Origin of the sequence: Eubacterium sp. SB2 (assembly GCF_001244405.1) — a bacterium.
Classification (GTDB): Bacteria; Bacillota; Clostridia; order Lachnospirales; family Lachnospiraceae; genus Faecalicatena; species Faecalicatena contortus_B.
Map to the genome: position 1 here is coordinate 328,994 of NZ_LN865148.1, position 21,388 is coordinate 350,381.

The 21,388-nt window shown below is 44.9% G+C and carries 18 protein-coding genes, 1 tRNA gene and 1 riboswitch; of the genes, 5 read left to right on the forward strand and 14 right to left on the reverse strand.

Translation table 11 applies throughout. The features are described 5' to 3' along the window. From BN1938_RS01575 to BN1938_RS01595, 5 genes are all read right to left on the reverse strand, one after another. Positions 1–837 carry a carbohydrate ABC transporter permease gene (locus BN1938_RS01575; protein WP_050638912.1) on the reverse strand — a complete coding sequence of 279 codons (837 nt, stop codon included), beginning with the start codon at positions 835–837 and terminating at the stop codon, positions 1–3. Continuing rightward, positions 834–1,736 (reverse strand): carbohydrate ABC transporter permease, encoded by a 903-nt coding sequence (locus BN1938_RS01580; RefSeq protein ID WP_050638913.1) that lies wholly within the window; start codon positions 1,734–1,736, stop codon positions 834–836. Before BN1938_RS01580 ends, BN1938_RS01575 begins: the two co-directional genes overlap by 4 nt. A gap of 134 nt (positions 1,737–1,870) precedes the next feature. Further along, the gene (locus BN1938_RS01585) at positions 1,871–3,157 is read right to left on the reverse strand and encodes an ABC transporter substrate-binding protein (protein WP_050638914.1); all 1,287 of its coding nucleotides are present in this window, start codon (positions 3,155–3,157) and stop codon (positions 1,871–1,873) included. After that, on the reverse strand, positions 3,135–4,307 hold the full coding sequence (locus BN1938_RS01590; protein ID WP_050638915.1) for a Gfo/Idh/MocA family protein: 1,173 nt from the start codon (positions 4,305–4,307) through the stop codon (positions 3,135–3,137). Before BN1938_RS01590 ends, BN1938_RS01585 begins: the two co-directional genes overlap by 23 nt. Before the next feature lie 50 nt (positions 4,308–4,357). Then, positions 4,358–5,308 (reverse strand): sugar phosphate isomerase/epimerase family protein, encoded by a 951-nt coding sequence (locus BN1938_RS01595; RefSeq protein WP_050638916.1) that lies wholly within the window; start codon positions 5,306–5,308, stop codon positions 4,358–4,360. Between the two features lie 199 nt (positions 5,309–5,507). On the opposite strand from BN1938_RS01595, the gene BN1938_RS01600 reads away from it, so the two are divergent. Beyond that, the gene (locus BN1938_RS01600; protein WP_050638917.1) at positions 5,508–6,512 is read left to right on the forward strand and encodes a LacI family DNA-binding transcriptional regulator; all 1,005 of its coding nucleotides are present in this window, start codon (positions 5,508–5,510) and stop codon (positions 6,510–6,512) included. A gap of 251 nt (positions 6,513–6,763) precedes the next feature. On the opposite strand, the gene BN1938_RS01605 is transcribed toward BN1938_RS01600, so the two are convergent. Next, the gene (locus tag BN1938_RS01605) at positions 6,764–7,888 is read right to left on the reverse strand and encodes an ROK family transcriptional regulator (RefSeq protein ID WP_050638918.1); all 1,125 of its coding nucleotides are present in this window, start codon (positions 7,886–7,888) and stop codon (positions 6,764–6,766) included. A 332-nt stretch (positions 7,889–8,220) separates the two neighbouring features. Between BN1938_RS01605 and BN1938_RS01610 the strand changes: the two genes are divergently transcribed. Together BN1938_RS01610 and BN1938_RS01615 are read left to right on the forward strand one after the other, a co-directional pair. Beyond that, positions 8,221–8,556: a nucleotidyltransferase domain-containing protein gene (locus tag BN1938_RS01610; protein ID WP_050638919.1), complete on the forward strand. Its 336-nt coding sequence runs from the start codon at positions 8,221–8,223 to the stop codon at positions 8,554–8,556. Beyond that, on the forward strand, positions 8,541–9,005 hold the full coding sequence (locus tag BN1938_RS01615) for a HEPN domain-containing protein (RefSeq protein WP_050638920.1): 465 nt from the start codon (positions 8,541–8,543) through the stop codon (positions 9,003–9,005). The genes BN1938_RS01610 and BN1938_RS01615 overlap by 16 nt, the downstream gene beginning before the upstream one ends. A 161-nt stretch (positions 9,006–9,166) precedes the next feature. On the opposite strand, the gene BN1938_RS01620 is transcribed toward BN1938_RS01615, so the two are convergent. The 3 genes from BN1938_RS01620 to BN1938_RS01630 all read right to left on the reverse strand — a co-directional run bounded on the left by BN1938_RS01620 (position 9,167) and on the right by BN1938_RS01630 (position 12,743). After that, complete coding sequence (locus BN1938_RS01620) at positions 9,167–10,171, reverse strand: hypothetical protein (RefSeq protein ID WP_050638921.1); 1,005 nt, start codon at positions 10,169–10,171, stop codon at positions 9,167–9,169. After that, a complete protein-coding gene (locus tag BN1938_RS01625; protein ID WP_050638922.1) occupies positions 10,168–10,512 on the reverse strand; it encodes a PadR family transcriptional regulator in 345 nt (114 codons plus the stop codon). The genes BN1938_RS01620 and BN1938_RS01625 overlap by 4 nt, the downstream gene beginning before the upstream one ends. A gap of 1,001 nt (positions 10,513–11,513) precedes the next feature. Next, complete coding sequence (locus BN1938_RS01630; RefSeq protein ID WP_050638923.1) at positions 11,514–12,743, reverse strand: chloride channel protein; 1,230 nt, start codon at positions 12,741–12,743, stop codon at positions 11,514–11,516. Positions 12,744–12,886: 143 nt separating this feature from the next. Next, positions 12,887–12,959, reverse strand: a riboswitch (Fluoride riboswitch). 329 nt (positions 12,960–13,288) lie between these two features. On the opposite strand from BN1938_RS01630, the gene BN1938_RS01635 reads away from it, so the two are divergent. Beyond that, positions 13,289–14,662 (forward strand): MATE family efflux transporter, encoded by a 1,374-nt coding sequence (locus tag BN1938_RS01635; RefSeq protein ID WP_050638924.1) that lies wholly within the window; start codon positions 13,289–13,291, stop codon positions 14,660–14,662. A 52-nt stretch (positions 14,663–14,714) separates the two neighbouring features. Then, positions 14,715–14,800, forward strand: a tRNA-Ser gene (locus BN1938_RS01640). Between the two features lie 215 nt (positions 14,801–15,015). Here the strand turns inward: BN1938_RS01640 and BN1938_RS01645 are convergent. The 5 genes from BN1938_RS01645 to BN1938_RS01665 all read right to left on the reverse strand — a co-directional run bounded on the left by BN1938_RS01645 (position 15,016) and on the right by BN1938_RS01665 (position 21,328). Then, complete coding sequence (locus BN1938_RS01645; RefSeq protein ID WP_050638925.1) at positions 15,016–15,810, reverse strand: SseB family protein; 795 nt, start codon at positions 15,808–15,810, stop codon at positions 15,016–15,018. A gap of 194 nt (positions 15,811–16,004) precedes the next feature. Further along, the gene (locus BN1938_RS01650) at positions 16,005–18,632 is read right to left on the reverse strand and encodes an ABC transporter permease (RefSeq protein WP_050638926.1); all 2,628 of its coding nucleotides are present in this window, start codon (positions 18,630–18,632) and stop codon (positions 16,005–16,007) included. Between the two features lie 13 nt (positions 18,633–18,645). Next, positions 18,646–19,311: an ABC transporter ATP-binding protein gene (locus BN1938_RS01655; protein WP_050638970.1), complete on the reverse strand. Its 666-nt coding sequence runs from the start codon at positions 19,309–19,311 to the stop codon at positions 18,646–18,648. Between the two features lie 305 nt (positions 19,312–19,616). Further along, positions 19,617–20,648 carry a sensor histidine kinase gene (locus BN1938_RS01660; protein ID WP_050638927.1) on the reverse strand — a complete coding sequence of 344 codons (1,032 nt, stop codon included), beginning with the start codon at positions 20,646–20,648 and terminating at the stop codon, positions 19,617–19,619. Beyond that, on the reverse strand, positions 20,645–21,328 hold the full coding sequence (locus tag BN1938_RS01665) for a response regulator transcription factor (RefSeq protein ID WP_050638928.1): 684 nt from the start codon (positions 21,326–21,328) through the stop codon (positions 20,645–20,647). Before BN1938_RS01665 ends, BN1938_RS01660 begins: the two co-directional genes overlap by 4 nt. Positions 21,329–21,388: the final 60 nt, after the last annotated feature.

The following is a 21,388-nucleotide window of genomic DNA, read 5'->3' on the forward strand; positions in this document are numbered from 1 at the left end:
TTATTCTTTTACCGAGCCCGCCAGATTGTCCACAAAGTAATTTTGAACCGCTGTAAACAATATCACTGCAGGGATCGCTATCATTGTACATGTTGCCATCATACCGCCCCAGTCCGTACTCCGCATTCCTACGAAACTCTGCAGCCCTACCGGCAAAGTGTATTTTTCCGGAGCCGTTATCAGGTTTACAGCAAACATAAATTCCTGCCATGCCTGCACAAAAACATAGATAGCCGTACACACCAGGCCAGGAGCCCCCAGCGGCAGCAATATTTTATAAAATGCCTTAAAAGAGCCCGCTCCGTCTATACTGGCTGATTCAAACAATTCCATCGGTATTGCCTTAAAATACCCGGTAATTAAAATCAGTGCAATAGGAACCCCTGTTATAGCCGCAGTATACGTAAGGATTAATGATGTATAAGTATTCTGTATTCCCATAATCCGGTAGAGCGTCATCAAGGGAACCATCATAGTAATTGTCGGCAGTACCTGGAGCAAATACAGCAGATTATTTAATATTTTGGCTGGTGCAAACTTGAAAAAGCACATTGCATATGCGGCAAGCGCGGCGATAATAACAGTAAGAATCACGGTAACCACCGTAACAATCAGGCTGTTTTTTAAATACATTAATACATCATATTCCCGGAACGCTGTCACATAATTTTCTAGCGTAAACTGGCTTGGAAACAGTTTCGGAGGATAAGACAGTATATCTTCTTTTATCTTAAACGAACTGATAATAATCCAATATATCGGGAAAATAATGATCAATAATGCCGACAGCAATGCTGCATATTGCAGTACCATCGCTATTCTCTTCTTTTTCTTCATAGCCGTATCTCCCCCTTTCTTTTGATCCATTGAGCCGAAGCATTTATCATTTTCGCCAGACACGCGCAGATCAATATGATCAACAGTGAAATCGTACTAAGTGCCGCCGCTCTGGAAAAATTAAAGTTCACGAATCCAGCCTGGCGTATCAGATAAGGCAGCGTCGTGGTGGCTCCTGCCGGACCTCCATTCGTGAGAATATAGATAATGGAGAAGGAATTGAATGACCATACGAAAAGAAGCATCGCACATCTTTTTAGAATCGGCATCATCCAGGGGATTTTTATATATTGAAATACCTGAACAGAACTGGCCCCGTCTATTTGGGCTGCCTCCACATGCCCATCCGGAACTGCACTCAGCTTTGCATACGTCATAATCGCCACAAAAGGAGCCGTCCGCCAGACATTTGCCAGAATAATCATCAGCATGGCAAGTTTACCGTCAAAGAAAAATGAAGTATCTTTTGAAATCAAGCCTACCCTCTCTAAAATATAAAAAACCAGTCCGGAATCGGCTGAAAATAACCATTTCCATACATAAGCAGTCACGGATTCCGGAATGATCCACGGCATTAAAATCAAAGCTTTTATCAGGGTTATCCCCTTAATCTTAAACGTCATGATTATAGCATAAAACATGCCCAGCAGCATCGTCAGTCCAACACACCCAATAATAAAAACTACCGTAAGTTCAATCGCTTTCCAAGTTGTCTTATCCATTAAAATGTCAGAATAATTTTTCAGGCCCACAAAATTCCACTCAGCGCGCATTAAACCGTAATTGGTAAAACTCATACCAATATTTAAGATAAACGGACATAATGCAAATGCAAATAACAAAATAAGAAATGGTGTACTATAAAGATAAGGCAATAGTTTTTTTGTCGTGTTTTTCATTTCTAATCTCTCCCCGGAAAACAACCGGCGGCATCTGCCGGCCGGCTAAACAACCAACCAGCCGATGCCCGGCCCTTTCATACTGTTCCGGCAGACTGCCACATCATGTCTCCATGTGCCAGCACACCAGGATTTTATTGATTCTCATCTATTGTTTTCTGTATTGCATCGTTCATCATTTTCGCAGCATCTGCCGGCGCAGCATCATCACTGAATGTCACTTCCTGGAAAACCGGAAGAATGGCTGTCGTCATTTCACTTCTCAACGTAAACTCTGCTGAAGTAATGCCCATACCATACTGCATCAGCTCCTGGAATTCCGGATAATATGCTTTCTGCTCTTCTGTAAAATGCTCCTCGGCATCCTTCCTTCCGCTGAGTCCAGCTGTCATCTTTCCTGCATTTTCCGCATCGGCTTTATATTCCAAAAACTTAAATGCGAGGTCTTTATGCTCTGAGTTTGCAAAAATCCCTAAATTCCAGCCGCTCATCAAAGCCACCTGGTCTCCTGAGCCTTTCGGGAACGGAGCAGTTACCATCTTCTCCCTCATATCATCATTTAAAGCATCATACATCCATGCGCCGCCGATTGTACATCCTGCCTTACCGGTATTCAGCGCATCATACATTGCTGTATCATCCATTGTAACAAGTGTATCCCCGTTAATTGTGCTAAAAATCTTTCTTACATTTTCTACCCACTTTGCGCCGGTTTCATTATCCAGAGCCGCTTTCCATGTGTCGCCGTCCTTTTCTACAAATGCACCGTTATCTGTAAACAGGAACAGCCCCATCAACTGACACGGAAGCGCCGTGGAATTAAATCTGACTGCCATCGGCAAATAATCCGCTTCTTTCGCCTTTACGCAGTAATCGATAAACTCATCAATCGTTGCAGGCGGATTTGCGAATCCCAGATCCGCAAGAATCTCCTTATTGTAAATGGTTGTCTGGACATCTGCAACCTGTGGAATTGCATATACAGTACCTTCCAAAGTATTTCTTTCAACTGTGGAGTCCACAAAATCATCCCACTTTAACGACTCTGATTTTTCTACATATTCATTGAGAGGCTCTAAAATCCCCGCTTTCCCCATCTGGGCAACGAAGTCTGACTCTACAAATACAACATCAAAATCACTGCCGCCGCTTGCCCCCACGTTCATTAGCTTCTGGTGGATCTCGGCATATGGTGTTTCTACGAATTTAACGTCAACATCATACTCCTTGGCAAATTCCAACGCGCCTTGTTTGATCAGGTATCCGTCTGTCCCTTCAGTCGTGCCGTCAATCAAGATTGTAAGCTCTTCTTTGGCATCCGCTTCTTTTTTGGGCTGTTCTTCCCCCTTTCCTGCACAACCGATAAGTGACAGAGCTAACATACCAGCCAGTCCCATACTAATCACTTTGTTTCTTTTCATATTTTTCTCCTCCTTTTATTTCCACCCAGCGGTTAAGCCGGCTGCTTTCTATACATGCTTCTACAATTTTGGAAATATAATATCCATCCTCGAAATTTGCGTATCGAATGTTGCTTTTTCTATCCCTGATCTGCGAATAAAAGTTTCCTATTCCATTCGTCAATGCATCCGTCCAACCTGCCGGATGCCCGTTCGGCAGCACTGCGAATGATTTTGCATAGTCGGTCAGGTATTTTCCATCTGCATATAAAACTTCATTTCCGCCATCCCGATGCCCGATCCACAGCTTATCCGGATTCTCCTGCTCCCACTGGACAGCTTCTCTTTCGCCGCTGATCAGAACTTTTAAGCCATTCTTTTTTCCCGCGCATACCTGACTTACCGCAATGTTTCCTATTATCCCGCCTTCCAGCCTGAACAAAATATGTGCGGCATCTTCATTCTCTACATCAGCCACTTCATAAGTATCTCCTTTTTGTCCGCCGGAAAATGTCTCTCTCTTTTCCTTACAATACTTTCGCTTTCGGTATTGCTGATGAAAAACTGCATAGACTGCGGTAATCCTCTCTCCCGTAATAAACTGAAGCGTATCAAAACAATGAGATCCTATATCCGCTGTTGCCCTGGACTCACCGCCTGTCTCCCTGCTGATCCGCCAATCAAAATCCGTATCATATAGCAGCCAATCCTGTAAGTACTCCAATTGAATATGGCTGAAGCCTCCCAGCCTTCCTTCCTGTACTCTTCCCTTCATTTCCTGTACCATCGCGTTATTTCTGTAATTAAAGTTAACTGCCGCAAGCCTGTCCTTCTCTTTTGCAAGCCTGCAAAGCTCCAACGCCTCCGACGAACGCAGCGTCAAAGGCTTTTCACTATAGACATGACGGCCGCTTTCCAATATCGCCTTATTCACCTCAAAATGCATATGATTCGGCGTGCAGTCATGTACAGCATCCAGCTTTACTTTCTTAAGCATATCCTGATAATTTACATAGAAATTCTCGATTCCGTTTGCCTGACACCAATTCCGCATGGAAGCATCCGCATCGGACGCAGCAGCCACCTCAATTCCAGGAACTCTTCTAAGCGCTTCAATATGCTGTTTTCCAATAAAGCCAAGCCCGATCACTCCCACTGCAATTTTCTGCAAATTTATCCCTCCTCTCCTTTTTTACCGTCTATTTATGGATTATGCAAATCTCAGTTCCGGACTTTTGGGCTGTCTGGCAGTTCCGGATAATTAATAAACTGTTTTAAATATTGTCTGCTGATCTTCAGTGCATTTTCTATATTCTCTTTCCTGTTCTCGAAAGATTTATCTTCTATTTCTATACATGCAGCCCCCTGATATCCAATTTCGAGTAATGCAGATATATAGCCCCCCCAGTCCACATCTCCGTGCCCCGGAATCCTGGGAGTCATATAAGACAGCGGCGCCGCCAGTATACCAACCTCACTTCTCGCCTCTTTATTCAGCTTAATGTCTTTATAGTGGACATGAAATATTTTATCTTTAAATTCATAGATCGGTTTGATATAGTCCATTTCCTGCCATATAAAATGTGACGGATCATAATTCAGGCCTAAATTGGGGCTTGGCAGCCTATGAAACAATTCCCTCCAGATAACGGGCGATGTTGCAATGTTCTTTCCTCCGGGCCATTCGTCCTCTGTAAATAGCATCGGACAGTTTTCAATTGCTATATTAACCCCCAGCTCCTCTGCAAATTGTAAGAGAGGCCCCCAGACTTCCTCTGCGATCTCTAAATTTTTCATAACATTCAAATCGGGAACTCTTCCTATAAATGTTGTCACCATATATACTTTCAATCTGTTGGCGGCTTCTATGACTTTTTTTAAATGCTCAATACAATAAGCTCTTTTTTCCAAATCAGGATCCAATACATTTGGGTAATAGGCTAATGCAGATATTTCTATTCTTCTTTTCCGGCAATAGGTTAAAATATACTCTGCGCTTTCATGATCTAGTTTATCCACATCAATGTGTGTTACACCTGCGTAACGTCTTTCCGCTTTTTCTTTTGGCCAACATGCCGCTTCTATGCATTCGAACCCATTGGAAGCTGCAAAATCAATCACTTCTTCTATTGAATACTGATCCATAACAGCAGTCACAAATCCCTGCTTCATATTCGCACCTCCTTTCTGATTTTTTTCACATTTTTTACTTTAATATGTAATTTTTACACTTTTATTATATTATCGATTGACATTCTTTTCAATACCTTATATAATTTTCATTAATAACAGCAGTTTAAGGATCGATTTTTAAATATTTTCACTAATTTGTATGTAAATTTTACATATTTTTTACACCCAGGAGGTCAGCATGGCTATTTCAAAAACCGTAACCATCTCACAAATTGCAAAACAGGCAAATGTATCCATTGCTACTGTATCCCGCATTATTAATAAAAGTGGATATGTAAAGCCTGAAACCACACAAAAAGTATTACAGGCAATCTCCCACTTTGGCCTAACCCCGAAAGACTTTCACATAGCTGAAACAGCAACGAACACCTGCTCTATTCTCGTTTGTTTTCCGGATTTTAGAAACCCTTTTTATACGGAGGTAATCGATGGAATCCAGGCAGCGGCTGCTTCCAGGGGATTCCGCACTTTTTTTTATGAAGCGTCAGACTATAAAAATGCATTAAACGAGTATGAAGTCATTATGGATCAGAATCATTTTTCAGGTCTGCTTCTCGTCCATAATATCTTTGACAAAGAGAAATTAAGCAGACTGCGGCTAAAGTACCCCATCGTAATGTGTTCGGAGCATTGCTATCTGCCCAATGTTTCCTTTGTATCCATTGACGATATTTATTCCTCTCAGATTGCAATCAATTATTTAATTTCTACCGGGAGAACGAAGATCGCCCTTATCAACAGCATGCTGACAAATGCATACGCAAAATACCGTGAAAAGGGCTATTTAGAAGCCATGGCAAAAGCCGGGCTGGTTCCCAGAAATGAATGGATCATGCATGTTTCAAGTATTGATTTTGATATGGCTGTTTCTATCATATCGGCCTTATTAAAGAAACCTGACCATCCCGATGCCTTTTATTGTGTATCCGACGTCTATGGCGCAGCCGCAATAAAAGCAATACAAAACTGCAATCTGCAGGTGCCCAAAGATATCGCGGTCATCGGGTTTGATAATATTGATTTATCTAAAATGGTTGTTCCTTCCTTAACCACGATCAGCCAGCCGAAACGGCAGATCGGGCATCAGTCATGTGAATTGTTACTAGATTTGATAGAAAATCCATCTTCGCCGACACAACATATATTGTTGAATACAGAATTGATTGTAAGAGATTCTACTTGATTTGTACTTCGTCTCAGAAAATATAAGGACAAAGAAAGAGTTTTTGGAAAACGAAACATTTATACTATATATTGTTATTTAAACACATAGTTATAAGCAATATACAGTATATAGATTTCATTTTCCACCAGACCCTTTCTTTGTCCTGGAATAAAAAATATTCTTTTTCATAGTCTTCCTTTGTTCCGTGAACAGTAACCGCCACTCATTTCCCTGCAAATCACATTTGCCCATTGTTCCATTAATGCATACTAAACACGCCCGAGTGATTCAAAAAAATTTTCCACAAAACTCATCGCAATTCCTACAGCAGACACCTCCTTTTGGAAGCTGCATGTTTTCAGATAAGTTGTGTCATTCTCAAAGCCATTATATTTTATCACTCTTTTACTCAATTCCGCCATATATTTTTCCAGGTATCCCCCCACATACCCGCCAAGAATGATATCGCAGTCGTATGCCATCCTCAGATTGGTAACTGTTACCGCCAGATACTCCAGATACTCATCCCATACCTGCTGCAAATCTTCATCGCCTCTATCCAGCCTTTCGAAAAACTGCTCCAGATTATCATCCGCTTTCGCTGCCAAAACCTGTGCGGAACAGTAAGCGTCCACGCATCCCTTCTTCCCGCAGTAACACTGTCTGCCTCCCGGCACAATGATCATATGCCCGAATTCGGAGCTCCGGTAATCATCCCCCTCGTATATTCCGTTATGAATATAAAAAGACCCGCCCACCGAATTGCTCAGGGACAAATATACCGCATTCTTCTCCAGCCGGTACATTTCCGCCATCGCCGCGCTGTTGGCATCATTCTCATAGCAGACTTCATATTCAAACAAACGGCTAAGATTTTTCAGGCTTACATTCTTAAGCCTTAAGATATGGGAAATGATCAGGGTCTCATGCTCCTTGTCGATAATCCCCGGAAGCGAAATCCCCACGCCCAAAATCCTTTTAGCCTCGATCCCTGCTCTTTGCACAAATTCCAGAAAGCCCTGATGCACCTTTTCATTATACTCCAGTGAGTTTTCAAACACGGCCCGGATCCGTTCTTTTTCTATCAGTTCTCCCGTCAGGTCAATCACGACATAGCTGATATGATTCGCCGTAATATCAATCCCTGCCGCATACTTCAACCCCGCATTGACTGACAATGCCTTTGCCTTACGCCCGCCGGTCGACTCATATTCCCCGCTCTCAACGATAATTCCGCGCTCCAGCAGCTCCTTCACGTTTTGTAAAACCGTTGGCATACTCAGGCCAAGCATAGCCGCAATCTCCGGCTTTGATGTGCTGCGGCGGTGCAGGATGAACTTTGCCACCTTTGCTAAATTTGCTTTCCTTTTATCGATTCCGATCCCTGTGCCCATATGCTGCCTCCTGTTAAAAACCCGCTCTTAAACGGGGGTGGATTTTTCTTTCATAAATCGTTTTATAAAAGAATCTTACCTCTTCCCTTTCAATATTGCAAGTACTTATTGAAAGCGGGGGAGAACGAAGAAGGGACGCCTGCCTGAAGTAAAATTTTATTATGAATAAAAAAAACTAAATATTTGAGCTGATTTACTTATATTTTCCACTAAACGTACCAAATACAGATTGTTTTTGACATATATTTTATGCTATGATAAATTAATATATCACTCAGAAATTTATACCAACACCCCTAAAACTCTGCAACTCAACCGATAAGGAGGGCATAATGAAAATAGATGAGTCAATATCTTTTTTGGAAGGTACTACAAAAACTTTCATTGCAGAAAAGATACAGTACCTGATCAGCCGAATACCTGATTTGGAATATATTATACTGTTTGGCAGCTATGCACGTACAGAACAAACCATAAAAAGCGATATTGATTTAATGGCAATTACATCATGCATTCCCGACCGCTTACTCCGAGGTGATTTATGCAGTGAATTTGATGAAGAGAATATAGATTTAGTTTTTTATGATATTGAAACATTTCGAAACTCAGAATGCCTTTTAGTATCTCAGGTCAAAAAGGAGGGAATCGTATTATGGAAAAAAAAATAAATTCTTACTATGGAATGGCGTATAACGATTATTGTTATGCAAAGGCCGGAATGCAGGTAGGTGAACAGCTTGGCAACTATAATGGAGTCGCTGCTCTGTGCGCGCAGTCTGCTGAGAAATACCTGAAGGCAATTTTAGAAGTAACTTTTGCGGAAGATGCTCTGGGACTTATGCATTCCCATAATTTGCGGGCTATCACCAACAAGCTGAAAGAAATTTATCCTAAATTAGACCTTTCATCAAAAGACATGAAGTGGCTTGGCGATTTTTACTATGACGCCAGATATCCTGGTGATAACTTTGTAGAGGTTAACAGGGAGGACGCGCTGGAATGCCTGCGGATAACCGAGGATTTATGCCAAAAGATAACCCCGCTCTTGGAGCAGAACCATAGCAAAATGCAGCAAAAAAAGAGACAAATCCAAGAACTGGATTCTTTTGATCTGTAATTATAGTCACAAAACATCACAGCCAGGGCATACAACTCCCTGGCTGTGTTCCTGCTTTTGAGGTACTCTGGATGCATCTGCATAAGCAGTAATATACCTCTTTCTCAGCGTCTATTTAATTCAAAGTGTTCTTTTCCGGAAACCATACTGGTTTTCATATCTCAACGCCCGCCCAAATCTCTCCCATACCGCACAGTCCTGTACACGGTCAGTCCAACCTCTATGACTGATGCAAATACGATGATCCCCAGGATGATGTCAGATAGCAGCCCTGCATTCCACCTGTTAATCAGCTCATTTTTCCAGTGTAATGACTCGCTTAAGTTTGACTCTAACTCAAATACAAAATTGGGATTCCAGATGGGAAATACTTTTAATACAAGTATCGCCAATATTACCTGAATCACATTCGCTATGACACTGCTCAGCATCACAGTCCGGCAGTAGCACCCGGCTACCAGCCGGATAATTTCATCTACAAATGCAGCCATCAGGGCAACCAGAAATATGGGCAGTATCATCCCCCATTTGTCCAGATTAAAGAGGGAAATGCGTGTAACTTCGTTCCCATCTGTAAAGCTTGCTCCAATAAACTGCGGTACAAATATGAGAATAAAGGCAAAAATCATGATAAATACCAGGGATGCCACACAATCCCCCCGGCTGATCCTGGCCTTCTTATCCGGTATCGGATTCAGCATATCGGAGGTCCAGACCTTATCCTTCTTTAGTTCCACCTTTATCTTCTGCCGTTCCATAAATGCAAAGACCAGCGTCACCGCTCCAAATGCACCAACAGACCCCGTCATTAGCCCGCTTATGAAACGCGCTATCTCGTAGAATACATTTCTATAGTCAATCACACACTGAACCACCATGGAAATAAACATCCCTGTCCATACACAGATCAGCACGATCTTCATCACCCAGATATAATTGTCATAATAATCAGGACTGATGACATAATTTTTATCTTCCCTGTACTTTCGGGCAAACACAGCCGGATCTCCAAGTTTTGCAAATACCTGATCGAGCGTCAGCTCTTCCAGCATATCCCCGATCAGTTCTCTCATCTCCAGCTCAATCTCATCCCGCTGCTCCTTTGGGACACGTTTCGTAACTTCATATACATAGCGATTAATCAGTTCTCTCTCCCTGTCTGTCATAACGCTCCCTCCCTTAAAATCCGATCCATGTTAAACGAAAGCTGCTCCCACTGCGTCTTCAGTTCCCTGTAAATATCATCTCCCATGGGAGTCCTTCTGTAATATTTCCTCGGCTTTGATTCTCCCACGTCCCATTCGCTGCTCAAAAGTCCCTGCTTCTCCAGACGCCGAAGCAGAGGATACAGCGTGTTCGGGTCGATCTCTACGCCCTTCTCCTCAAGGCTCTGGACAAGAGCATATCCATACTTGGCTTCCCCCAGCTGGCTCAGCACACTAAGAATCAGCGTGCCCCTGCGCAGCTCTGACGTCAGGTTCGCCATCAAATCCTTCTCTTCCGGCATAGTAAATCCTCCTATAAACAAATTATACTGTATGACGCACACTATTGTCAAGATCATAATAGTGGGCGGGAGATGTGTGTAAGGGGGGACGCCTGCCGAAAGAGGGGGTTCTGCCCGGGGGCGGGAAACAGGAAGGGGCCTTTCTGCAAGCTGTCCATTTGCTTAGAACGGCTAAGCGGAAACCCTGCCGGATTTTGAGACACCGACGGCATTCACTGCACAATCTTGATGATTGTGCAGCTCAGGCCGTCTTGAACTCGGCTTTGTGAGCCGAGTTCAGCCTCAAAATCCGGCAGGGTTTCCGCTAAGCCGTTCTAGCGCGCATTCTATGCTTGCTGAAAGGCCCCTTCCTGTTTCCCGCCCCCGGGCAGAACCCCCTCTTTCGGCAGGCTGCGTGCATCCTTGCGGAAGATGTTCCGACACTTGGGGGGAATGATCGGCGGGAGCAGCGGATTGAATTGGATAATAGGAGGAATATTGACTCCAGTATTTTTATGCAGACGCTTTTGTATGTTGGTTATATTGTATACTTTCAGTACCGTAATTTATTACCACTGGATTTATATGTGGCTCCCAACATGTTCACAACTGGCCGTCCGTTTTTGTTTCCCCTCCCAATATCCCACTTGCAGCCCAACGTGATCCACTGCTCCCATCTGATATCCCCACCGGGAAAGCCGCACTTCTGTCTTGATGAGTCTAGCGCTGTAGATGGACAGTCAGGGAGCCGCATTCGGATATACATGCTGTCTGATAATGCTAGAGTGGATCCTACGAATTCTTGGAAAAAATCAGGCGGGAAACAGGGGAGAGACCGTGATTCCGAATCACGGTCTCGGATGACCCAGTGTGGGAAAATATCAATTTTCTCACGCTGTGTCATCCCGTGCCCCTGTTTCCCGCCTGATTTTTTCCTAGAATTCGTTGACCCACGGGTGCATTATCAGACAGCATGTATATCCGAATGCGGCTCCCTGACTGTCCATCTACAGCGCGCCCCTTTAACCAGAACGCGTTCCTCCCCATATCTTCTGTAGAGAATATATGGACTTGTTTAGGTTAAACAGATACGCAAACGCGCACGTTATAAAAAATTGTGGAAAGTATGCAGAACCAAACACCTCCGCCCCGATCAGCACCGGCGCCAGAAATGTATTGCTGGCACTTCCGAAGACGCCGGCATAGCCTAGCGCCGCCGCAAGTTCCGGGGGGATTCCCAGCACAGGTCCGGCTGCCGCTCCCAGACTTGCGCCGATGGCGAACAGCGGAGTGACCTCACCGCCTTGAAAACCGGCCGCCAGTGTCATGATTGTTAGAATGAATTTCAGAATCCAGTCAAAGCTGTAAATTTCCCCGCCATAAAAACTTGTATGGATCAGATTCGTCCCCAGCCCTGCATATCTCCCCTGATAGAGCAAAAGCAGCAGCAAGCTTATGATAAGTCCCATGTAGAAGATGCGGATAACCGGCTGGCTCCAAATCCTGGAAAGTTTCGCTTTTATGTATTTCAACGTCCAGGCAAATGCGCCGCCCACAATTCCGAACAGAATTCCGGCCAGGATCAGCTTTCCCATATCCGGCAGATTCAAATTCATTTCCGCTGTCAGAGCAAAGGTGAACTTTTCCAGCCCAAGGAAATGAGAAGTCATACTGGCTGTAAATGCAGCTGTAACGGCAGGGAGCAGCGCCTGATATTCCAATGCACCGGCTATCAGAACCTCCATTGCAAAAAATACTGCCGCAAGCGGTGTCTGAAAGAGTCCGGCAAATCCGGCGGCCATCCCTGTTACCAAAAAGATATGGGAACTGTTTTTCAGCGGAATTTTCTTACCCACCCAATGGGAAAAAGTCGCCCCAATCTGTACTGCCACCCCTTCCCGCCCAGCACTGCCGCCAAATAAATGAGTAATCCAGGTGCCGGAAATGACAAACGGAATCAACCTGAGCGGAATCACTTCCTCCTCCCCATGGCCGACTTCAAAAATCAAATTCATTCCCTTACTGCTTTTCCCCCCGAATTTGAGATAACAGAATGCTATGAATGCACCGGCCAGGGCCAGAAAGGGGATCAACTGCAACGGATGCGCATCCCTGAAATCAGTGATCCCCAGCAGAATCCTCCCAAATACCGCATCAATGCTGCCCACTACCAACCCGATCGGAATTCCCAGCAGGCCCAAAACCACCAATTCCTTATAAGTCATTAATACTCTTTTTATTCTGTCATACATATTTTCTTCATCCTTTACTCTAGTTTTCTTCTCCAACAGCCATCCCACAATACGGGATAATTACAGCCTGACTGCCGGAAGGTCTCAGCTCCTATAACAGATACGGCGTAATAATTTCCAACAAAAAAAGCTGACACCCCTGTTTTTACACAGAAGTCATCAGCTAAAAAGCGTTTTTGGAATCATCCACGGGAGAACTTCATTCCCTCAAAGTTTACTTTTAGTAGCATATCATTTATGTACCCGCATGTCAATATACTTGCCTGTCATTTATGGCCCTTTATGACCACTTGAAAACTGCTTTAATTCTACAATGATTAAAATATATAAGAAACAGGCATTAAAAATCAGTTGACATTTTCCTCCTTTTTGTTCTAAAATAAACTTGCTCATCGGAGGGCGGATACTCAAGATAGATTATTTGCCGGATAAGATGGCGGACTGAAATGTCTGCTTTCTTATCCTTTTTTATTTTACAGGGTAGACTTTTATTTTGCCTGTTAAATAAAACATTACATTACAAAAGTTTAAAGGGGATGACTGAGATGCATAATGCTTCAAATTTAACGCAGGGGAAGATATTAGGACCCCTTATGAAATTTACTTTGCCTATTATGGCGGCTTTGATACTACAGACATTGTACGGAGCCGTGGATCTGCTTGTTGTCGGGCAGTTCGCCGCGCCTGCGGCAGTGTCAGCTGTGGCTACCGGCAGCCAGATTCTTTATACGCTGACCGTGGTTATCACCGGGCTTTCTATGGGTGTCACAATTATCATAGGTCAGCAGTTTGGTCAGCATAAGGAAAATGAAATCGGCAATACCGTGGGAGCCGGGATCTGCCTTTTTGCCGCATTTTCACTGATCCTTACCGCTGTTATGCTTCTGGCTGCACCAGCTCTGGTCCGTCTTCTCCAGGCTCCTCCGGAGGCCTATGACTTTACTGTGCAGTATGTCCGAGTCTGCTCCGGAGGGATTGTGTTTATCGCCGCCTATAATACTCTGGGCAGTATCTTCCGGGGGATGGGGGATTCACATACCCCGCTCATGGCTGTAGCAATTGCCTGTGCTGCCAATGTTGCGCTGGACCTGCTCTTTGTAGCCGGGCTGAACATGGGCGCGGCCGGAGCTGCCGCTGCCACGGTTACAGCACAGGCAGTCAGTGTATTTCTGTCCATGCTTATTATCCGGAAGCGGGGACTGATTTTTCCGTTTTCCAGAAAACAGATCCGGTTTCATAAAAAAGTCATTTTCAGGATTTGTAAGATGGGCGCTCCCTGTGCACTGCAGGATCTGCTGGTCAGCATTTCGTTTCTGGCAATTACGGCAATCGTCAACCAACTAGGTGTAATTGCATCGGCAGGTGTAGGCGTTGCGGAGAAGCTCTGCGGTTTTATCCTTTTGGTTCCCTCCGCCTATACCCAGTCCATGTCCGCATATGTTGCACAGAATATCGGAGCAGGGCAGCCCCAGCGGGCAAGGAAGGGCATGTATTATGGCATGGCTACCTCTTTCTGCCTGGGACTGGTCATGAGCTATTTTGCATTCTTCCACGGAGCCGCCCTGTCACGCATTTTTGCCAGAGACACAGCTATTATCCTGGCCTCAGCAGAATACCTGAAAGGGTACGCGATTGATACACTGCTGGTTTCCTTTCTGTTTTGCTTCATCGGGTATTTTAATGGATGCGGCTGTACCACTTTTGTTATGATCCAGGGCCTAATCGGAGCATTCGGGGTGCGGATCCCAGTGTCCTGGCTGGCAAGCCAGGCGGAAGAAGTGTCGTTGTTTCACATAGCACTGGCTACGCCCTGTTCCACCGTGGTCCAGATTGTCCTGTGCTTCTGGTTCTTTAAATGGGGCTACCCACGGCTTCAAAAAAAAGCAGTATTTTCTTCAAAAAATACTGGAGTTTCCTGACGAAATTTGTTACAATATCAGAGGTGTGCCAGATAAGTGACGCACCCCATACGCAGCAGTGGTCGAGTTGGCTGATGGCATCTGCCTCGAAAGCAGAAGAGCGGCAACGCTCCGGGGGTTCAAATCCCTCCTGCTGCGTTTTTTATTTACCGGCATACTTTACAATTACACGGTAGCAAAAACGGCTCATATCCATTTTAAAGGGTATGGGCCGTTTTTATTTTATCTATACTCGAGAAATGAAGGGAAAAGCAAGTATTTGCCAAGCGACTGTGTCATCACAAAAAAGAGAAGACTTTCCGAGTATTTATGTTATCACTCTAAAAGCCAGCAAATATAGAAACGGTAATACACTACCCCTGCACGAACCGCTGCAGCAGCCCAGGAATCTTACTTTTTAATATAACGATATTCATACTTTGCGGATTCATCACGATGCCTTCTACATTCTTGCCGAGCACCTTCTCTATATTGGCAAATTCGATCATATTGGCCTGGAATTTGCCCTGTGAATTGAACTTTACAAACTCATTATAATCCGTGAAAATCGGCTGGAACATCTTGCCCTCCTGGTTCTTTACACAGGGGATCTTGATATTGGAGCCATCCGGCAGCCTCTTTTCGCCCTCTACCTCTACCGCAATCAAGAATCTGGATCTCACCAGATTCACCGCCATCTCTTCTTCCAGTTCACGCAGCTTCGGCTTCTCATTATTCGGGATGGCCCTCTGGACTTCCTGCATAAAATAGAGTCCGGTCAGCTGCATCTGCGGATTCAAAAGCGGCTGTTGATTCTTGGGGAGCTTGGAATAATCCTTCTGTACCACCAGCTGCTCCAGAGGAATCTTGGATAGCTGCGCCTCCTCTGCGAATACGATCTCATTTACACCCAGGAGGTACAGGCTGCTGTAGAATCCAAGGAGCTGCTTGTTCTCCAGTTTGACAACCATCATGAAGTCTTTATTCTCATCCTTGCGCTTCTGTGCAAAATCTTTTGCTCCATCCTCAGTGGTAAACACCCAGATCTGATCATTAAAAGATTCTTCATCACAGATCAGAAAAGGCATCTTCGTGCCTTGTCCAAAAATCACATATGTAGTTTCTAACCTCTGCAGCTTCTTAACTTGTATTTGAAATTCGTTTTCCATGTCAGACCTCGATTCATTTATTTTCTAAATTATACTACACGATAATCCACAAGGCAATCGAAAAGTATGAATGAGTGAAAGGCATAATACTTCATTGAAACGGGACGGTCTGTACAAAACAGAAGCAGAGTTCAATCAGGAAGTGTCAAGTCTTCCTGTATGAACCCTGCTTAACCCTAATGCCTCGGTTTCCCTTACTCAGCTATCCTCAGCTGCTCCACCACACTTCCCTTATAGAACATCCGCATTGCCCCCCGCGGTATAAGCACAGATATCACAACCAGTATCATGCTCAGAATTACCGCCGGAAGGATTGTAATGTGATATGTGAAGTACCACATAGAAGGATTGGACAGCATCATTTTTAAAAGTGTCTGATCAACCACTACTGAGAACACGATTCCCAGAACCGCTGCTCCCGCCGCATAAAAGCAGCCCTCCAGCATGAGCAGTTTTCTCAGCTGTTTTTTCGTCATTCCGATGCTCTGCATTGTTGCAAATTCTCTCCGCCTTGCCAGAATACTTGTGCTCATCATATTTATCAAATTCAGAATTCCTGTGATTCCGAAGATGAATGCAATGATTCCGCCGACCATATAGATCATGGTTTTTGAAGATTCTGCGCTTGCCCTTGCCTTATCCGCGGACAGGTAGGTGAGGGACGGATTCTCCTGTATATAAGATTCCAGGAACTGCCTCATCTCGTCTTTGCTGCCCTCCTCTACATCGAAGGTATACTTCATAACAGCCGGTTCCTGATAAAGCTCTTTCATTTCTTCCTGCGGGAGATACAGATAAGGCGCATCAATCCCCACATCAATCGAACTGCTTACACTGTATCCAAACCCTTCATCATCGCTTGTAAGGGCGGCTTTTGCGATCACAGTATAGCTCTTTATCTCTTCCCCGTTTATGCGGGCGGTTATGGTATCCCCTACGTTCATATAATTATAGTATTCTTTCAGCACTTTTGTTTTTCTGTCAGCCTGCATTCCCAGAATGACGCTGCCGCCCTCCATCAGCTTTTCATAAAGCTTATTAAAATCTTTTTCTCCCTCCGCAATCTGCAGATGTGCAAGCCCGGCCTTTTCCATTCCATATACATTGCAGATCGGATAATCATCTGCTCCCACCGATACAAAGCGGCCATCCGGATCCAGGCCGGCTCTCTGCTCTGTTCCCTGCTCATCGAATACTTTAATATCCGAGATTTTCATGCCGTAATCAAAAGTTACCTGCAGGTCTTCCAGCGTATTCTTATATACCAAACTTGCGTCTGTCACGCCCGGCATTTCCTGCACGGCCTGGACAGCCTCTTGGGGAACTGCCTGGTCATGGCGGATAAATCCTTTCAAATTGCTGCTTGTATCCACATGGGCGATCTCAAAGTCTGTACGTATCATCTCATTCACCTGACGCTCTACATCCACACTTCCTGCTGCCGTACCTACCATATTTAGCATCACTACACTGAGCATCAGAGAGACAACGATGAATACGGAACGTCTTTTATTTCTTCCAAGATTCGCAAATGCCATCTGTCCGAGATTGATTCCTCTGTAATGTCTTTTCACCTTGGCATTTTTCCGGTTTTTCCCTTTTGTCTCTACATACCGGAATGCTTCCATGGGAGAGATATTGGATGCCATTCTTGCAGGTTTTCTCGTACTGATGAATACAGTCAGCGCGGCCAGAATCGCCGCTGCGATAAAGATTACCGGATTCGGGGAAACCGAAATCACAATGTTCTTATACTCCGTTGAAAGGATATCCATAATTTTCGGAAGTGTTATTTTTCCCACAAAGAATCCGATCAGCAGACCAAGCGGGATTCCCATGCAGGACACCCATACCGCCTGCCTGTTGATCAGCTGTTTTACCTGTTTTTTTGACATACCAATGGTCCGGTACAGGCCATAACGCCTTACTTCCTGCATAACAGCAATATCAAAAACATTGTAGATCAGCAGATACCCGCAAAAGATAAACAGAATCACCAGTACCGCAAAAGCAGCCATCATTTTACTGTCCATCCCAGGATTCGTTTCCTGGTTGATCACCGCCGGGATACTATTTGGGGCGCCGATTTCCCTGGATCCGCCTATGGATTCTACAAACTCATCCAGCTGCTCTTCCATATTCGTTCTATCAGCCATTATAAAATCGGCCCAGTACGTCCCTGCCAGTTCCGCATCTTCCCGGTAAGTATACGCAAAAATCTCCGGGTGCTCCTGCTTGAATGCCTCTGACACAGTCATGATACTCAGTTCGTCATGGGAACTTTCATACCATCCCGATACAACCATTGGAAGCTGATAATCCCTTCCGTGTACGGTGAATTCAATGATCACCTCTGCTCCCACTTCCGGTTTTGCCCCCAGTTCCTCCAGCGCTCTATCTGATGCCACAATTTCATTGGCTTTCACGGGTTCCACTCCGTGAGTTGGCTGGCAGAAGGTTAGCTCCCGTTGAACAGAGTTTTCCAGATCCAGCTCTATCTCATGTCTCACCGTATTTGTCAGAAAGCCTATAGGCATACGAAGTCCTAATTCACTGGCGATACCGCTTTCTTTCAGTTTTTCATACTGTTCCTCTGTCAAATTCCGGATATCCACATCCGCCTTGCTCATTTTCTGAATCTGCTGGGTCATCTTCATAGATTCCATGGTTCCCATGCCGATCGTGGTAATGGAAGTAAACAGAACGGCCGTGAGTGCAATCGCCAGCACTGCTACCAGATTGCGGAAACGGCTTGCCAGGAAACTTCTTCTTGACAGCGTTTTCATAATCTTCAGATTGTCATTTTCAAAAGGTAATACCATCGCTTATGCCCTCCTATGCTGTGATCCTGCCGTCTTCGATCCGTATGATCCGGTCTGCCATCTGGGCCAGCTGGTCATTGTGAGTAATCATGACAATTGTCTGGTTCAGCTCATAACAGGTTCGTTTTAACAGCCCGATCACATCGGCGCTTGTTCTGCTGTCCAGATTTCCGGTCGGTTCGTCAGCCAGGACGATGGCTGGTTTTGATACAAGGGCGCGCGCAATGGCCACTCGCTGTTGCTGCCCTCCCGAAAGACTGCCGGGCATGTATTCGAGTCTGTCTTTCAGGCTCAAAAGTCCTGCCACTTCCTCCACGTAGCGTGCATTCACCCGGTTCCCGTCCAGTTCCACCGGCATAACAATATTTTCATAAGCGTTCAGAATCGGAATGAGATTATAGTTCTGGAAAATAAATCCGATATTTCTTCTTCGGAAGACCGTAAGTTGTTCATCATTCATTTTAGACAGCTCTTTTCCTCTCACCACCACACTTCCGGATGTCGGTATATCCAGGCCGCCCATCATATTCAAAAGCGTAGATTTCCCGCTCCCGCTTGTTCCGACAATTGCCGTGAATTCCCCCTCTTCCACACAAAGATCCACTCCATCCAGCGCCTTTGTAATAGTTGGTTCCTCCCCATAATATTTTTTTAATCCAGTCACCTGTAATATGTTCATTTTGATTTCCTCCTCTGACTTTCTAAAGCCTATTATAATCGGCAATTGTCCGGGAATCCTCCGGGCTCTTTCGTTAATTTTGATTATTCTCACTGAAAAAGTCCCGTTTTCGGGACTTTTCATTATATTTCCGCTCTTCTCACATAAATAGAACAGACAGCATGCTGAAAACATTCCAGTCATTACTGCCTGTTCTTCCTTTTTATTCATAGCATACCACAAAAACTTCTGCTAATCTATCTGAAAGAATATTCTAATTTTTAATAACAGGCCATATAATAGCCACAGAACTACTGCCATATTTCTCATTCATTTGGTAAAAAGACAGAAAAAACTGAACCGCTCCTCTGCCGTGAGCTAACCTTCACATAGCCTCCCTGAAGGGAAATGATCTCCCGCGCCAGATACAGTCCGATCCCCACACCCTCCTCATCATGCACCTCTTCCTCCCTGTAAAAGCGCTGGAAAATCAGGGCATAATGTTCTTCCGGGATCCCCTTTCCGGTATCTGCAATGTCAATCTTTACATAGGCCTCCCAGCGTTCCACCGATACACTGATCATCCCCCCTGGAGGCGTATACTTCACCGCATTGTCCAGAATATTAAAGATGGCTTCCGTGGTCCATTTTGGGTCATGAGACACCAGAAATGTCTCCGGGCAGTCCACCCGCACATCCATCTGCTTCTGTGCCGCCTTTGTAAATATGCCTCCCACAGCCTCTGCCAGCGTATCGTACAGATTCTGTGTTTTCTTCGTAAGCATGATAACTCCGGTTTCCAGCCGCGACGTCTTCACCATGGCCTGCACAAGGAAATCCAGTTTGTCAATCTGAGAAGCGAAAGCTTTGAGAAATTCGTTTTTCTCGCTTTCCGTAAGGCTGTCGTCATGCAGGGTCTCCTGGATCATCTTCAGGTTTGTGACCGGAGTCCTCGTCTGGTGTGAAATATCCGATACAAGGGACTGAAGCTCCTCCCTTGCTCTGACATTCTGCTCCTTCTGCTTCTGCATGACCTTGTAGAGCTGCCTGAGTCTGTGTACAATCCTGGCTAAAAGTGTCTCTTCTTCCATATAAGGCTTTTCCTGCAGGTTGTCCTCTGCCATTTCTTCCAAAATGGCGCAGATCTCTTCTGTAAACACGGATAATTTCTTCTGAAAAACAACGGTTAGAGCAATTCCCCAGCAGACAGTGGCGGCCGCCGCGGCCGCTGTACCAAACACGGCGGTGCGGCTCCCGGTCAGAGCATAAACCATAGCAAGGATCACCACATCTGTCAATATCACCCCACAGCTGATATAACGGACAATCCTCCCGAGGGAGAGGCTATGATAATTCATCTTAGCTCACCGCCCTTCCACATATAACCCATTCCGTACACCGTCTGTATATAGGTATGTTCTTTATTCTCAATCTTCTTTCTCAGCGCACTCAATGTAGTTGTCAGTGTATGGTCATCCACAAAGTTGCCGTCTATATCCCACAACCTGTCCAGCAGGATCTGTCTGGTAAGAACCTGCTTCCCGCTCTTGGCAAAGATTTTCAATAGCTTCCATTCTTTTGGGGTAAGAGCCACAGGTAGCTGTCCTGCCGTGCAGGTGTTCTCTGTGAAATCAATTGCCAGATACCCGTCATCGAACACATCCGATACCAGCTTTTTCTCCATGCGGCTCAGAATCGCTGCCACTTTCTTCTGAAATACTGCCACGGAAAAGGGTTTTGTCACGTAATCGTCCGCCCCGCATTCATAGCCCTTGAGCATATCGCTCTCCATATCCTGCGCCGTTACAAATATCACGGCGGCATCCTGCTTCTCTTTTATGGTACGGCACACCTCGTACCCGTTCCCGTCCGGCAGGTTCACGTCCAGCACAACCAGTGCAAATTGCTGTCCCCCCACAATTTTCTCTGCATCCGCCGCATTCATAACCGATTCCACCTCATATCCTGCACTTTTCAGGTTATAACTCAGGGTCATATTTAAAATCCTGTCATCCTCTACGACCAATATTCTCTCCATTTTAACTCTGCTCCTTCACACCGCTATTCCATTTACCGACAATCTGATTCTTATTATACA

Excerpts from the sequence above, each read along its gene's own strand:
- BN1938_RS01665 (WP_050638928.1), bottom strand. The coding sequence starts at position 21,328 with ATGGAGAGAATATTGGTCGTAGAGGATGACAGGATTTTAAATATGACC.
- BN1938_RS01575 (WP_050638912.1), bottom strand. The coding sequence starts at position 837 with ATGAAGAAAAAGAAGAGAATAGCGATGGTACTGCAATATGCAGCATTG.
- BN1938_RS01625 (WP_050638922.1), bottom strand. The coding sequence starts at position 10,512 with ATGCCGGAAGAGAAGGATTTGATGGCGAACCTGACGTCAGAGCTGCGC.
- BN1938_RS01615 (WP_050638920.1), top strand. The coding sequence starts at position 8,541 with ATGGAAAAAAAAATAAATTCTTACTATGGAATGGCGTATAACGATTAT.
- BN1938_RS01635 (WP_050638924.1), top strand. The coding sequence starts at position 13,289 with ATGCATAATGCTTCAAATTTAACGCAGGGGAAGATATTAGGACCCCTT.
- BN1938_RS01605 (WP_050638918.1), bottom strand. The coding sequence starts at position 7,888 with ATGGGCACAGGGATCGGAATCGATAAAAGGAAAGCAAATTTAGCAAAG.
- BN1938_RS01630 (WP_050638923.1), bottom strand. The coding sequence starts at position 12,743 with ATGTATGACAGAATAAAAAGAGTATTAATGACTTATAAGGAATTGGTG.
- BN1938_RS01610 (WP_050638919.1), top strand. The coding sequence starts at position 8,221 with ATGAAAATAGATGAGTCAATATCTTTTTTGGAAGGTACTACAAAAACT.
- BN1938_RS01645 (WP_050638925.1), bottom strand. The coding sequence starts at position 15,810 with ATGGAAAACGAATTTCAAATACAAGTTAAGAAGCTGCAGAGGTTAGAA.
- BN1938_RS01620 (WP_050638921.1), bottom strand. The coding sequence starts at position 10,171 with ATGACAGACAGGGAGAGAGAACTGATTAATCGCTATGTATATGAAGTT.
- BN1938_RS01595 (WP_050638916.1), bottom strand. The coding sequence starts at position 5,308 with ATGAAGCAGGGATTTGTGACTGCTGTTATGGATCAGTATTCAATAGAA.
- BN1938_RS01650 (WP_050638926.1), bottom strand. The coding sequence starts at position 18,632 with ATGGTATTACCTTTTGAAAATGACAATCTGAAGATTATGAAAACGCTG.
- BN1938_RS01660 (WP_050638927.1), bottom strand. The coding sequence starts at position 20,648 with ATGAATTATCATAGCCTCTCCCTCGGGAGGATTGTCCGTTATATCAGC.
- BN1938_RS01580 (WP_050638913.1), bottom strand. The coding sequence starts at position 1,736 with ATGAAAAACACGACAAAAAAACTATTGCCTTATCTTTATAGTACACCA.
- BN1938_RS01655 (WP_050638970.1), bottom strand. The coding sequence starts at position 19,311 with ATGAACATATTACAGGTGACTGGATTAAAAAAATATTATGGGGAGGAA.
- BN1938_RS01600 (WP_050638917.1), top strand. The coding sequence starts at position 5,508 with ATGGCTATTTCAAAAACCGTAACCATCTCACAAATTGCAAAACAGGCA.
- BN1938_RS01585 (WP_050638914.1), bottom strand. The coding sequence starts at position 3,157 with ATGAAAAGAAACAAAGTGATTAGTATGGGACTGGCTGGTATGTTAGCT.